The sequence below is a fragment of the Microbacterium californiense genome (assembly GCF_047246625.1).
Classification (GTDB): domain Bacteria; phylum Actinomycetota; class Actinomycetes; order Actinomycetales; family Microbacteriaceae; genus Microbacterium.
This window is the reverse complement of sequence record NZ_JBFOKQ010000001.1, coordinates 397,401-410,794: the sequence shown is the minus strand read 5'-3', so window position 1 is coordinate 410,794 and position 13,394 is coordinate 397,401. Positions and strand designations below refer to the sequence as shown.

Below are 13,394 nucleotides of genomic sequence, written 5' to 3'. Positions count from 1 at the left end.
CGCCGCGGGCCCGGGACGACGCGCCGGTCAGGCGGTCGCGGCGACGAGGTCCGGGTGGTGGATGCCGGCGACATCCGGATGCGCGCGCAGACGCGACTTCAGGGCGTTCTCGCCGTAGAGCGCGTGGATCGGGTTGGCCGGATCGTCGGTCACGCCCGTGGCCGCGGCAGCCAGCTCCGCCGGCAGCTCGATGAGCGGAAGCCGCTTGTCGAGCGCGGGATTGAAGAAGAACGGGATCGAGATCCGCTCGTCCGGCGCCTTCGGCGACACCACGCGGTGGTTCGTCGCCTTGAGATAGCCGCCGGTCGCGTACTCGAGGAGTTCGCCGATGTTGACGACGAACGCCCCGGGCACCGGGGGAGCATCGACCCACTGTCCATCGCGTTCGACCTGCAGGCCGCCCTTGCCCGGCTCGACCCAGAGCAGCGTCAGCACCCCGGAGTCCTTGTGGGCGCCGACTCCCTGCTGCGGCTCCGGCTCGTGGGTGCCGGGGTAGCGGACGATCTTGATGAGGGTCGACGGCTCTCCGAAGTGCTCGTCGAAGTACGACGCCTCCGCCCCGAGAGCCTCGGCCCACGCCCGCAGCAGCTTGCGCGCGACGTCGGACAGGGTCGCGTGCCATTCGGTCACGATCTCCTGGAGCTCGGGCTGAGCGGAGGGCCAGAGGTTCGGGCCGATGAGCCGGTTGAAGGCCGGCCCCTCGCTGACCGGCTCGCGCTCGGGGCCGATGTCGATCTGCTCGCGCCAGTCGATCGCGCCCTGCGTGCGCTCGCCGCCGATGCGGGTGTATCCGCGGAAGTGCGGGCTGTTCACGTTCTCGATCGCGAGCTTGTCCTCCTCCGGCAGTGCGAAGAAGTCCAGCGCCGCCTGGTGCAGGCGCGCTTCCAGCTCGGGTGAGATGCCGGTGCCGGTGAGGTAGAAGAAGCCGACGTCGTGTGTCGCGGTGCGAAGGTCGGCACGGAAGCGTTCCGCCGCCTCCGGGCCGTCGTCGAGCCGGGACAGATCGAGGATCGGGAGCGAGAGTTCAGCCATGGCACGAGGGTACGTCCCGCGACGCCGCGACCGCGCAGTGTTGCGCAGGGTTACCGACGGGAAGGCCGGTCCTCCAGCATCCGCACCACGGACGCCGCCAGGGCATCTGCGCCGAAGTGGTCGGCCGCGGTGACGGTCACCACGGCGTCGCCGACGAACAGGAGGAGCTGGCCGTGCGCCCCGTGCAGTCGCCAGGCCGACCCCGGCCCCGCCCAGCCCGCGAGCGCGTAGCGCTCGTATGCCGGACCCTCCCCGGCCGGCACCCAGTCGGCATGCATGGCGTCGACCCAGTGCGCACCGACCAGACGCCGCCCGTCCCAGACGCCTCCGTCGCGGAGGAGCCGGCCCAGCCGGGCGAGCTCCTCGGTGCGCAGCAGCAGTCCGCTGCCCGCCAGGATCCAGCCGTTCCGGCAGCGCTCCCACTCGACGGGATCGATCCCGAGGGGGGTGAAGAGGCGGGGACGCAGGTAGTCGACCACATCGCCCACCCGAGCAGCGAGCACCCGCATGGCGGTGTAGGTGCTGGCGTTGGAGTACTGGAAGACCCGCCCGCGCGACGGGCGGGAGAGGAACTCGCGGGCGAGGTCCGGCCAATCGGTCATCATCGTCTCCGACCAGGGGAGGTCGATGCCGCTCGACATCGTGAGCAGATCCCTGAGCGTCACGCGCTCGGCCCCGGCTCCGTATTCGATGTCGGCCAGGTACTCGGAGATGGGAGTGTCGAAAGAGATCTCGCCCTCGTCCGCGGCGATCCCGGCCGCCAGGACGCACACGCCCTTGGCCGCCGAATGGATGTCCTCGCGCACATCCGGCGTCCAGCGGTACTTCGCGACGTCGTCGCCGATGCGGACATGGAGGCCGTGCGCCCCGAAGCCGGAAGACGCCACCTCGTCGACGATGCGGTCGCGGACGTCCTCGGCTCGGGTCATCGTCTCAGGCTACCGCCGCGATCCGAGCCGCTCGGGCGGGCGCGGGCGGCGTGACCCCGTGGGGTCGTTGCGCCGTCCTTCCCGGGACGACAGCTCGGGGTCGGCGAACAGCCAGCGCGGCCGGGGCTCGACGAGAGGGCGGAACACCCATCGCACCGGCCGGGTCGCCAGGAGCAGCGCCACGAGCACCGACAGGATCGTGACCAGCGGCAGCCAGATCCAGGTCGGGTCGAGGCCCCGCAGGGCGCCGGATTCGCGGAAGGGGTAGAGCACGAACGAGTGGAGCAGGAAGACGTACATCGTGTACTGGCCGAACGCCGTCCACCAGTACGTCCCGCGGGGGATGAGCGCGAAGAACGAGGCGCACAGCACGACCGCGAGGAGCATGAGCGCAAGGCGCACGCCTCCGGCCCACCACTGGTCGCCGGCGAGGTCGGCGTAGGCGTCCTCGTAGAACAGCCAGTGCCGCAGGTCGAACTCCTGCCAGAACGGCAGCCAGTGCCAGGCCGCCCAGCCCGCCGCGCCCAGCACCGTCACCGCGGCCACGCGGATCCACCACGGACGGAAGTCCAGCAGCCGCAGCCGCGCCACGATGTCCTTGTCGCGCAGCCACCACCCCAGCGTGAAGAACGGGAGCAGTCCGAGGGTGCGCGACAGCGAGAACGTGCTGTCGACGTTGGGGAGGTAGCCGACTCCGATCGAGATCGCGACGGTCCAGAACAGTGGCCAGCGGAGAAGGGCGAGATAGGGCAGCACGAGCCGGAAGATCCCGAGGGCGAGCAGGAACCACAGGGTCCACGACGGCTTGGTCGGGTTGGGGTTCGCCTGCCCCTCGACCAGCCACTTCGTCAGCGTCCACAGGGTCTCGAAGATCACGTAGGGGAGGAGGATGTCGGTGACGACCCTCGCCATCTGCGTCTTCGTCGGCGAGCCGGACTTCGAGAAGTAGCCCGAGATGATCGCGAAGGCCGGCATGTGGAAGGCGTAGAGAGCGAGGTAGAACGCGAAGGCGATGTCAGAGTCGTAGATGAGCCGCTGGATCGCGTGCCCCAGGACCACCAGGACGATGCAGGCGTACCGCGCATTGTCCCAGAAGGGGACGCGGCGGCGCGGGCGCGGAGTCGATCCTGTGGCCGGCGCGGGGGAGCCGGCTCCTGTGGTGCTCATTCTCCGAGGCTACCGTCGGGAATAAAGTTGTCGGCAGCGCGTTGACTCATATACATTCAAGTGAATAGAAACGGATGCCGAGAGGCGTCTGCTTCGGAGAAGACGGAGCAATCATGAGCGAGCAGTCCGGAACGCCGTCGATGCAGTTCGGCATCATGTCGGTCAGCGACATCACGCGCGACCCCACCACCGGCATCACCCCCAGCGAGCAGGAGCGCATCCAGGCGACCCTGGCGATCGCGACCCATGCCGAAGAGGTCGGGCTGGACGTCTTCGCGATCGGCGAGCACCACAACCCGCCGTTCTGGTCCTCGAGCCCCACGACCTTCCTGGCCGCGCTCGCCGCTCGGACCGAACGCCTGATCGTGTCCACCTCGACGACGCTGATCACCACGAACGACCCGGTCCGCATCGCGGAGGAGTACGCGATGCTCCAGCACGTATCGGGCGGACGCATGGACCTCATGCTCGGGCGCGGCAACACCGGCCCCGTGTACCCGTGGTTCGGCAAGGACATCCGACAGGGCCTCCCGCTCGCGATCGAGAACTACGCGCTGCTGCACAAGCTGTGGCGGGAGGACGTCGTGGACTGGGAGGGCAAGTTCCGCACTCCCCTCCAGGGGTTCACCTCCACCCCGCGCCCGCTCGACGGAGTCGCGCCCTTCGTCTGGCACGGTTCGATCCGCACCCCGGAGATCGCCGAGCAGGCCGCGTACTACGGCGACGGGTTCTTCGCCAACAACATCTTCTGGCCGAAGGAGCACTACCAGCGACTGATCGAGCTCTACCGCCAGCGCTACGCCCACTACGGGCACGGCACGCCCGAGCAGGCGATCGTCGGCCTGGGCGGGCAGGTGTTCATGGCGGCGAAGTCGCAGGATGCCGTCGATCGGTTCCGCCCCTACTTCGACAACGCGCCCGTCTACGGCCACGGTCCCAGCATGGAGGACTTCACCGAGATGACGCCTCTCACCGTGGGCTCGCCGCAGCAGGTCATTGACCGGTACGCGGCGATGCGCGACCACTTCGGCGACTACCAGCGTCAGCTCTTCCTCATCGATCACGCGGGGCTGCCGCTCAAGACCGTGCTGGAGCAGCTGGACATCCTCGGCTCCGAGGTCGTGCCCGTCCTCCGCAAGGAGCTGTCCCACAACCGTCCGGAGACGGTGCCCGACGCCCCGACGCACGCGGCCCGGGTGCGCGCCGAGTTCGGCGACGGCCCCACCCGGCAGGCGCGTCCCGGCGCCAACCGCGGCGACAACCTCACCGGTGACACCCCGTACCAGGACACCCCGGCGCCCGCCGGTGCCGCGTTCGGGCTCGGCCGGAAGGAGGCGTGAGATGACCACGCGTCGGATCGCGGTCGTGTCGGCCGGACTCTCGAACCCCTCCTCGACGCGCATGCTCGCCGACCGCCTCGCGGCCGAGACGATCAAGGCCCTCGCGGAGCGCGACATCCAGGCAACCGTCGACGTGATCGAGCTGCGCGACTACGCGCACGACATCACGAACAACATGCTCACCGGCTTCGCGCCCCCCGCTCTCGAGACGGCGATCAACACGATCGTCTCCGCGGATGCTCTGATCGCCGTGACGCCGATCTTCTCCACCAGCTACTCCGGACTCTTCAAGTCGTTCATCGACGTGCTCGATCCGGACGCCCTCACCGGCAAGCCGGTGCTCATCGGCGCGAACGCGGGCACCGCTCGGCACTCGCTCGCGATCGACTACGCGATCCGCCCGCTGTTCGCCTACCTGCACGCCGAGGCCGTGTCGACCGGTGTCTTCGCCGCCTCGAGCGACTGGGGCGGCGCGGGAGACGACGTGGCTCCGCTCGCCAAGCGGGTCGAGAAGGGCGCACGCGAGCTCGCCGAGGCGATCGCGCGTCGGGATGCCGCGGTCGTCGCAGACCCCTTCGATCCGTCCACGTACCTCGGTGAGGGGCGCTCGTTCGGCCACATGCTCGGAGGACTCGCGGGGGAGTGAGCGTGAACAGGATGCCATCGACAATGTCCGCCCGGCATCGTACGGTGGCGTCATGTCCGCCGCAGAGCTCCTCGTCAGCGCGCGTCGCTCCCTGACCGGCGCGCTCCTCCTCCCGCACGACGACGGCTTCGACGCCGCGCGCCTGCCGTGGAACCTCGCGGTCGCGCAGCATCCGGCCGCGGTCGCGATCCCCGCCGGTGTCGACGACCTCCGCGTCCTGCTGCAGGCGGCCCGTGACAGCGGGCTCCGCATCGCCGTCCAGCCGAGCGGCCACGGCGCCTCCGGTGACCTCGCCGAGACGATCCTCGTCCGGATGTCGCGCTTCGACGATCTGCGTGTGGATACGCAGGAGGGCGTCGTGACCGCGGGAGCCGGGGTGAGCTGGGGGGCGGTGGTCTCGGCCCTCGAGGGCTCGGGTTGGGCTGCTCCGGCGGGGACGAGCCCGGTCGTGAGCGTCGCGGGCTATACGCTCAACGGCGGCCATTCGTGGTTCAGCCGCACGGCCGGGCTCGGGTCCGACAACCTCCGCGCCGTGTGGCTCCTGCGTCCGGACGGCAGCCACGACCGCATCGACGATGACACCGATCCCGAGCTGATGTGGAGTCTGCGCGGCGCGGCGGGCGTCGTCGGCATCGTCACCGCGCTCGAGATCGACCTCGTCCCGACCCCTCACCCGTGGGGTGCGTCGCTGATGTTCGACGCGGCCGATTCGGCGGCGGTGCTGCGGGCGGTGCGCGACCTCGCGCCGGAGGCTCCGGCGTCGCTCAACGTGTTCGTCAACTCCATGCGCATGCCCGACGTGCCCCTGCTCCCCGACGAGGTGCGCGGCCGGAGCTTCGTCGCCGTCCAGCTGCTCTCGGCGGACGGCGCCGCCGCATCGGCCCTCGACGCGCTGTGCGCGGCTGCCGCACCGCTGCGTCAGGCGGAGGGTCCCACCTCGCCCGCCGCGCTCATCGCCCAGTCGAACGAGCCGACCGAGCCGATGGCCGGCCGTGGCGTCTCCGCGGCGCTGACCGGCATGGACGACCGGCTGATCGACGCGCTGATCGATTTCCGCGAGCGTCCGGAGCAGTGGCCCCTCATGGGCGTGGAGCTGCGGATGCTCGGCGGGGCGCTGCGGACTCCTCGCCGTCCCGGCTTCGCGGGCGTCGGCTCATCGGAATGGCTGGTCCACGGGCTGGCGCCCCTGTTCCCCGATGCCCCGGCGCTCGCCGGCGAGGCGAGCCTCGCCGGGCTCGCAGACGTACTGGCCCCCGCAGCCTCGGATCGGCTGGTGCCGACGTTCCTCAGCGCCGGGGAGACGCTGGAGCGCTCCGCGCCGACGGCCGATCTCGAGCGACTGCGCGCGGTCCGCGAGCGGCTGGACCCGGAGGCGCTCCTGCACGAGGGCCGTCTGCCCCGGTGAGAAGGGGATGCGGGGGACGCGTCGTCGTCCCCCGCATCAGCGGTCAACCGCTCTTGCGTCGGAACTCGCGCCGCGTCTGCGGAGCCGCAGCGCCGTGGACGGCGGAGTCGCCGTCCAGGTGGGCCTCGCCCTGCCGGTGGTGCGCGTTCTTCTTCTCGAGCGCTTCCTTGAACTTGCGCTTCATCTCCTCTGAGGAGGAGGCGCCATCTTCGGTGCTCATGCCCGCCAGCCTAGGCCACGGGTGCGTCGCCCGGGAGGCCGCGTCGTGCGCGACGCGTGACCAGGTCGATCACGAGTCCCAGCCCGATCGCCACGACGACGGACACGGGGACGGCGACGAGCGGACCGCCGGGAAGGATCGCCGCGACGGCGGCTCCGACGGAGGCCTGATAGGCGGCCCATCCCGCGGCGGCCACGACGACCAGCGCGAGGTACCGCGGAGCGTGCACGCGCGACGCGCCCGCCACGAGGTTGATGGCCAGACGCGCGAAGGGGACGAAGCGCGCGGTGAAGAGCACCGTCGCCATCCCTCCGTCGAGCCGGCGATGCGCCCACCCGAGGGCGCGGCGCACCCGCGGCGACCGCATCCACCGCCATCGCTCCGTGCCGACGTGCCGTCCGATCAGGTAGCAGGCGACGTCGCCCAGCGCTGCAGCCGCGGTGGCGCAGGCGATGACCGCCCAGAGCGGGGGAGAACCGGTGGAGACGGATGCCGCGCCCAGGGCGGTCACCGCGACCTCGCCGGGGATCACCACGAGGAACGCGTCGCCGAGGACCAGGAGGCCCATCCCGACGAGAGCCCACGGGCCGGTGAGCACGGTGGTGAGCAGATCAGCGGGCACAGCCCTACGGTGCCTCCCGGCGGTGAACGGCGAATGAAGTCCGCATAGCCGGTGACAGGCTTTCGTGCATCGGGTGAACATCCGGTGCGCAGGGCCCGTCCGCGCCTCCGTCGCCGTCGTCGGGCGCCATCCTGGGGATGTGAGAGTCGCGATCGTGACAGAGTCCTTCCTTCCGCACATGAACGGCGTGACCGGGTCGGTGCTGCAGATCCTGCGTCACCTCGAGAGGCAGGGGCACGAGGCCCGCGTGCTCGCTCCGGCCGCCGCAGGCATGCCGGCCGAGACGCACGGAGCGCCGGTCGAGGCGATCCCCAGCTTCGCCCTCCCCGGATACCGGAACGTGCGCGTGGGCACCTCGCCGGCGTCGCGCCTGGCCGCCTCGCTACGCGGATTCGCGCCCGACGTCGTTCACCTCGCCTCTCCGTTCGCCCTGGGATGGCGCGGCGTGCTCGCCGCCGAGCGGCTGCAGGTCGCCTCCGTCGCGGCCTACCAGACCGACGTGGCCGCCTACACGGAGAGGTACCGCGTCGCCGCCACGACCGGTCTCGCCCAGAGCCACATCGCCCGGCTGCATCGTCGCGCCACGCTCACCCTCGCGCCGTCCTCGGAGTCCGCGCTCCAGCTGGAGCGGCTCGGGGTCGATCGCCTGCGGCGGTGGGGTCGCGGCGTCGACGCCGAGAGATTCCATCCCAGCATGAGGGACGACGAGCTGCGGGCGACCTGGGGAGCAGGGGTCGTCATCGGCTACGTCGGGCGTCTCGCCCCCGAGAAGCAGGTCGAGGACCTGGCGGCGCTGCGGTCCATCCCGGGCACCCGTCTCGTCATCGTCGGAGACGGCCCCAGCAGGGCGCGCCTGGAGGCGCTCCTCCCGGACGCGGTCTTCCTCGGCCACCTCAGCGGTGCGGCGCTCGCCGCAGCCGTGGCCTCGTTCGACGTGTTCGTACACCCGGGCGAGAGCGAGACCTTCGGGCAGACCCTGCAGGAGGCGCATGCCAGCGGCATCCCCGTGGTGGCCACCGGTAGCGGCGGTCCGCTCGACCTTGTGCGCATGGGGATCGACGGCTGGCTCTACCGGCCCGGCGACCTCGACGACCTTCGCATGCGCGTGTCCGACCTCGCCGGCGACGCACGCAAGCGGCGGGCCTTCGGCGAGGCCGGTCACGCGGCGGTGCAGACCCGGTCCTGGGCCAGCGTGTGCGACCAGCTGCTCGGGCACTTCGACGAGGCGCAGCGCCTGCACGCGATCGATCGGTCGCTCCGCGCTCGCCGGGTCGTGCGCCCCGAGCCGCCCGCCGCGTCCGAGCCGGTCCGGTGGCAGCGCTACGTGGCCCTGGGCGATTCGCTGACCGAGGGGCTGTGCGACCCGGCGCCCGACGGCGCGCTGCGCGGATGGGCCGACCGCCTCGCGCTGCTCCTCGCGGCGCGCGGCGGCCTGCACTACGCCAACCTCGCGATCCGATCCAAGCGCGTCGCCGACGTGTGCGGCCCGCAGCTGGACCGCGCGCGGCAGCTGCGCCCGGACCTCGTGTCGATCCTCGTCGGGGCGAACGACCTCGTGAAGCCGCGTGTCGACATCCCCGCCCTCGCGACGGCGCTCGAGGGCGCGGTGGGGGAGCTGCGCGCCGGGGGCGCCACCGTGCTCCTCGTCACGCCGTTCCTGCCCGGACAGCGCGCCGCATCGATCTACGCGGCGAGGTTCTCGACTTTCGCGACGGCACTCGCCGGTGTCGCGGCCCGGACCGGGGCGATGATGATCGACACGGACCTGCACCCGACGCTGCGCGAGCGCGAGCACTGGGGGGAGGACCTGGTGCACCTCAGCAGCAGCGGTCACCGGTTCCTCGCCTATCGGGCGGGCGAGATGCTGGGCGTCCCGCACGCCGACGCGCTCGGCGCCCTGGATGCGGCGCTGCACGAGTCCACCGCGATCGGGCGGGGGCTCTGGTGGTCGCGCCACGCCCTCCCGTGGGTGTGGCGGCGCCTGCACGGCCGCACCGCGGGCGACGGCCGGGTCGCCAAGCACGACGACTACGTGTACGTCGGGCGCTCGAGCACGAGCCGCGGCGTGTCGGTCGGCTGAGCTCAGCGGCGGCCCATCCCGCGGTAGTTCCAGCCCTGGGCCCGCCAGGCCGCGGCATCCAGGCAGTTGCGTCCGTCGACCACGATGCGTCGCCGGACCAGTGCGCCGGCGTGCGCGGGGGAGAGCTCGCGACGGTACTCGTCCCACTCGGTCACGATCACGACCGCATCCGCATCGCGCAGCGCTTCGTCGCGGTCCCGCGCGAAGCCGAGCTGCGGATGCGCGGCGGCTGCGTTGTCGATCGCGGCCGGGTCGGTGACCACGACGTCCGCGCCGAGCCCGCGCAGGCGCACCGCCACGTCCAGGGCCGGCGAATCTCGGATGTCGTCGCTGAACGGCTTGAAGGCGGCCCCGAGGACCGCGATCCGGCGTCCGAACAACTGGCCGTCGAGGGCGTCGATCACGAGCTGCACCGCACGGTCGCGGCGGCGGAGGTTGATCGCGTCGACCTCGCGCAGGAACCCGACCGCCTCCCCGCGGCCGAGCTCCTCGGCGCGGGCGGCGAAGGCGCGGATGTCCTTCGGCAGGCAGCCCCCGCCGAAGCCGATGCCCGAACCGAGGTAGCGTCGCCCGATCCGGGTGTCGTGCCCCAGGGCGTCCGCCAGCAGCGCGACGTCCGCGCCCGCGGCGTCGGCGATCTCGGCCATGGCGTTGATGAACGAGATCTTGGTCGCGAGGAAGGCGTTGGCCGCCCCCTTCACCAGCTCGGCGGTGGCGAGGTCGGTGACCAGGAACGGGGTCTCCGCCTCGACGGCGGGACGGTAGGCGTCGCGGAGGAGGTCGGCGGCTCGCGCTCCCTCCTCGCCGTCGGGCACCCCGACCACGATGCGATCGGGGGAGATCGTGTCGTGGACCGCCCATCCCTCGCGGAGGAACTCCGGGTTCCAGACGAGGGTGGCGCCCGCCGGCTCGATCCTCCGCGCGAGGGCGGCGGCCGTGCCGACGGGCACGGTGGACTTTCCCGCGACGATGTCCCCGGCGCGCAGATGCGGCAGCAGCGCGTCGACCGCGGCGTCGACGAAGCGGAGGTCGGCGGCGTGCCCGCCCGGGAGCTGCGGCGTGCCGACGGCGAGGAAGTGCACGTCGGCCCCGGCGGCGTCGGCCATCTCGGTGCGGAAGCGCAGCCGTCCCGACGCGATGCCCTCGGCGAGCAGCTCGCCGAGCCGCGGTTCGAAGAAGGGGGCCTCACCGCGCGAGAGCATCGCGATCCGCGTCTCATCGACATCGATGCCCACGACGTCGTGTCCGAGGGAGGCCATGGCTGCGGCGTGCACGGCACCGAGGTACCCGCATCCGATCACTGACATGCGCATGGAGCCCACGTCAGCGGATGCCGCGCACCGGGCGGCGTCCCTGCGGTGAACGGCGCGTGACGGGCGGGTGACGCTTCGAGATCCTGCCACGTCACGGGCATTTTCCGGCGTCGCTGATAGAGTGGGCGAGGCTGACCCAGGTCGGTCGTACAACTGCACAACGACTCATGGAGCGATCGGCGGAGAAGCTGGTCCCCTGTGGTGGGTTCCTCGGCGCTCGTCGGGTGGCTTTCTACTGGTGGCCAGCGCAGGTGAGATTCGCGAGAATGCTCGCGCGCCCATATCCGGCCGTTCCGCTCCTTCATGAACACGCTCGCGCGTCACACGGACCCGCGAGTCTAAACAAAGAAGGAGAGACCTCTTGGAAGGTCCTGAAATCACCGCCACCGAGGCCGTTCTCGACAACGGCCGCTTCGGCACCCGCACCATCCGCTTCGAGACCGGCCGCCTCGCGCAGCAGGCTCAGGGCGCCGTCGCCGCCTACCTCGACGGCGAGACCATGCTCCTCTCGGCCACCAGCGCCGGCAAGCACCCGCGTGAAGGCTTCGACTTCTTCCCGCTGACCGTCGACGTCGAGGAGCGCTCCTACGCCGCCGGCAAGATCCCCGGCTCGTTCTTCCGGCGCGAGGGCCGCCCTTCGACCGAGGCGATCCTGGTCTGCCGTCTGATCGACCGTCCGCTGCGCCCGTCGTTCGTCGACGGCCTGCGCAACGAGGTCCAGATCGTCATCACCGTCCTCTCCATCGCCCCGGGCGAGTTCTACGACGCTCTCGCGATCAACGCCGCTTCGGCGTCGACGCAGATCTCGGGTCTGCCCTTCTCCGGTCCCGTCGCCGGTGTGCGCCTCGCGTTCATCCCCGGCCACGGCGAGCACGCCGACCAGTGGGTCGCGTTCCCGACGGCCGAGCAGGTCGGGGAGGCCGTGTTCGACCTCATCGTCGCCGGCCGTGTGATCACGAAGGCCGACGGCACCGAGGACGTCGCGATCATGATGGTCGAGGCCGAGGCCACCGAAGGCAGCTGGAACCTCATCAAGGCCGGCGCGACCAAGCCCGACGAGGCCGTGGTCGCCCAGGGTCTCGAGGCCTCCAAGCCGTTCATCGCCCAGCTGGTCAAGGCCCAGGCCGAGCTCGCCGCGACCGCGTCGAAGGAGCCGGGCGTGTACCCGGTCTTCCCGCCGTACAGCAGCGAGGTCTACGACTTCGTCGCCGAGCGTGCGTACGGAGAGCTGAGCGACGTCTACCAGATCGCCGACAAGACCGAGCGCCAGAACGCCGACGACGCGATCAAGGACCGCGTCAAGGCCGAGCTCATCGAGGCGACCGAGGCCGGCAACCTGCCCGCGGCCGCTCCGCTGGAGTTCTCCGCGGCGTACAAGTCGGTCACGAAGAAGATCGTCCGCGGACGCATCCTCACCGAGAACGTCCGCATCGACGGCCGCGGCCTGGCCGACATCCGTCCGCTCGACGCCGAGGTGCAGGTCATCCCGCGCGTGCACGGGTCGGCGATCTTCCAGCGCGGCGAGACCCAGATCATGGGCGTCACCACGCTGAACATGCTCAAGATGGAGCAGCAGATCGACTCGCTGTCGCCCACCACGAGCAAGCGCTACATGCACCACTACAACTTCCCGCCCTACTCGACCGGCGAGACCGGCCGTGTGGGTTCGCCGAAGCGTCGCGAGATCGGGCACGGCTTCCTCGCGGAGCGCGCCCTCGTGCCGGTCCTGCCGAGCCGCGAGGAGTTCCCGTACGCGATCCGCCAGGTGTCCGAGGCGCTGGGCTCCAACGGCTCGACGTCGATGGGCTCGGTCTGCGCGTCGACCCTGTCGCTGCTCAACGCCGGTGTGCCGCTGCGCGCGCCCGTCGCGGGCATCGCGATGGGCCTCGTCTCCGACCAGGTCGACGGCGAGACGCGCTACGCCGCGCTCACCGACATCCTCGGCGCGGAGGACGCCCTCGGCGACATGGACTTCAAGGTCGCCGGCACCAGCGAGTTCGTCACGGCGATCCAGCTCGACACCAAGCTCGACGGCATCCCGTCGTCGGTGCTGGCCGGTGCGCTGACCCAGGCACGCGACGCGCGTCTGACGATCCTCAACGTCCTCAACGCCGCGATCGACGCTCCCGACGAGATGGCGCCGACCGCGCCCCGCGTCATCAGCGTGCAGATCCCGGTCGACAAGATCGGCGAGCTGATCGGCCCGAAGGGCAAGACGATCAACGCGATCCAGGACGAGACCGGCGCGCAGATCTCCATCGAGGAGGACGGCACCGTCTACATCGGCGCGACCGACGGCCCCTCGGCCGAGGCCGCCCGCGCTCAGGTGAACGCGATCGCCAACCCCACCAACCCGGAGGTCGGCGAGCAGTTCCTCGGCACCGTCGTGAAGATCGCCACCTTCGGCGCCTTCATCTCGCTGCTGCCCGGCAAGGACGGCCTGCTGCACGTCACCGAGGTGCGCAAGCTCGCCGGTGGGAAGCGCGTCGAGAACGTCGAGGACGTCCTGTCCGTCGGCCAGAAGATCCTCGTGAAGATCACGAAGATCGACGACCGCGGCAAGCTGTCGCTCGAGCCCGTCATCGACGAGGCTCCGGCTGCGGACGCCGCACCGGCCGAGGAGACCGCCGCCGAGTGATC

General features: G+C 71.2%; 11 protein-coding genes. 5 read left to right on the top strand and 6 right to left on the bottom strand.

The features are described 5' to 3' along the window. Positions 1-27: 27 nt before the first annotated feature. The 3 genes from AB3M82_RS02050 to AB3M82_RS02040 are packed head-to-tail and all read right to left on the bottom strand — an operon-like array spanning position 28 to position 3,128. On the bottom strand, positions 28-1,032 hold the full coding sequence (locus AB3M82_RS02050) for an isopenicillin N synthase family dioxygenase (RefSeq protein ID WP_412955323.1): 1,005 nt from the start codon (positions 1,030-1,032) through the stop codon (positions 28-30). A 50-nt stretch (positions 1,033-1,082) separates the two neighbouring features. Then, on the bottom strand, positions 1,083-1,961 hold the full coding sequence (locus AB3M82_RS02045; RefSeq protein WP_412955322.1) for a serine hydrolase domain-containing protein: 879 nt from the start codon (positions 1,959-1,961) through the stop codon (positions 1,083-1,085). 9 nt (positions 1,962-1,970) lie between these two features. Continuing rightward, on the bottom strand, positions 1,971-3,128 hold the full coding sequence (locus tag AB3M82_RS02040; RefSeq protein ID WP_412955321.1) for an acyltransferase family protein: 1,158 nt from the start codon (positions 3,126-3,128) through the stop codon (positions 1,971-1,973). A gap of 113 nt (positions 3,129-3,241) precedes the next feature. Between AB3M82_RS02040 and AB3M82_RS02035 the strand changes: the two genes are divergently transcribed. From AB3M82_RS02035 to AB3M82_RS02025, 3 genes are read left to right on the top strand one after another with little or no spacing between them, the layout of a single operon-like run. Continuing rightward, on the top strand, positions 3,242-4,468 hold the full coding sequence (locus AB3M82_RS02035) for an LLM class flavin-dependent oxidoreductase (RefSeq protein WP_412955320.1): 1,227 nt from the start codon (positions 3,242-3,244) through the stop codon (positions 4,466-4,468). Position 4,469: 1 nt separating this feature from the next. Further along, positions 4,470-5,114: an FMN reductase gene (locus tag AB3M82_RS02030; protein WP_412955319.1), complete on the top strand. Its 645-nt coding sequence runs from the start codon at positions 4,470-4,472 to the stop codon at positions 5,112-5,114. A 52-nt stretch (positions 5,115-5,166) separates the two neighbouring features. Continuing rightward, complete coding sequence (locus AB3M82_RS02025; protein WP_412955318.1) at positions 5,167-6,519, top strand: FAD-binding oxidoreductase; 1,353 nt, start codon at positions 5,167-5,169, stop codon at positions 6,517-6,519. Positions 6,520-6,562: 43 nt separating this feature from the next. Here AB3M82_RS02025 and AB3M82_RS02020 read toward each other — a convergent pair whose 3' ends face one another. Both AB3M82_RS02020 and AB3M82_RS02015 read right to left on the bottom strand, forming a co-directional pair. After that, a complete protein-coding gene (locus AB3M82_RS02020) occupies positions 6,563-6,739 on the bottom strand; it encodes a DUF5302 domain-containing protein (RefSeq protein ID WP_412955317.1) in 177 nt (58 codons plus the stop codon). A 10-nt stretch (positions 6,740-6,749) separates the two neighbouring features. Continuing rightward, complete coding sequence (locus AB3M82_RS02015) at positions 6,750-7,361, bottom strand: DedA family protein (protein WP_412955316.1); 612 nt, start codon at positions 7,359-7,361, stop codon at positions 6,750-6,752. 154 nt (positions 7,362-7,515) lie between these two features. On the opposite strand from AB3M82_RS02015, the gene AB3M82_RS02010 reads away from it, so the two are divergent. Next, positions 7,516-9,441: a GDSL-type esterase/lipase family protein gene (locus tag AB3M82_RS02010; RefSeq protein ID WP_412955315.1), complete on the top strand. Its 1,926-nt coding sequence runs from the start codon at positions 7,516-7,518 to the stop codon at positions 9,439-9,441. A gap of 2 nt (positions 9,442-9,443) precedes the next feature. Here AB3M82_RS02010 and AB3M82_RS02005 read toward each other — a convergent pair whose 3' ends face one another. Continuing rightward, positions 9,444-10,754 carry a UDP-glucose dehydrogenase family protein gene (locus tag AB3M82_RS02005; protein WP_412955314.1) on the bottom strand — a complete coding sequence of 437 codons (1,311 nt, stop codon included), beginning with the start codon at positions 10,752-10,754 and terminating at the stop codon, positions 9,444-9,446. Between the two features lie 361 nt (positions 10,755-11,115). Here AB3M82_RS02005 and AB3M82_RS02000 point away from each other — a divergent pair, with 361 nt between their 5' ends. Beyond that, positions 11,116-13,392: a polyribonucleotide nucleotidyltransferase gene (locus AB3M82_RS02000; protein WP_412955313.1), complete on the top strand. Its 2,277-nt coding sequence runs from the start codon at positions 11,116-11,118 to the stop codon at positions 13,390-13,392. The last annotated feature ends 2 nt before the right edge of the window (positions 13,393-13,394 follow it).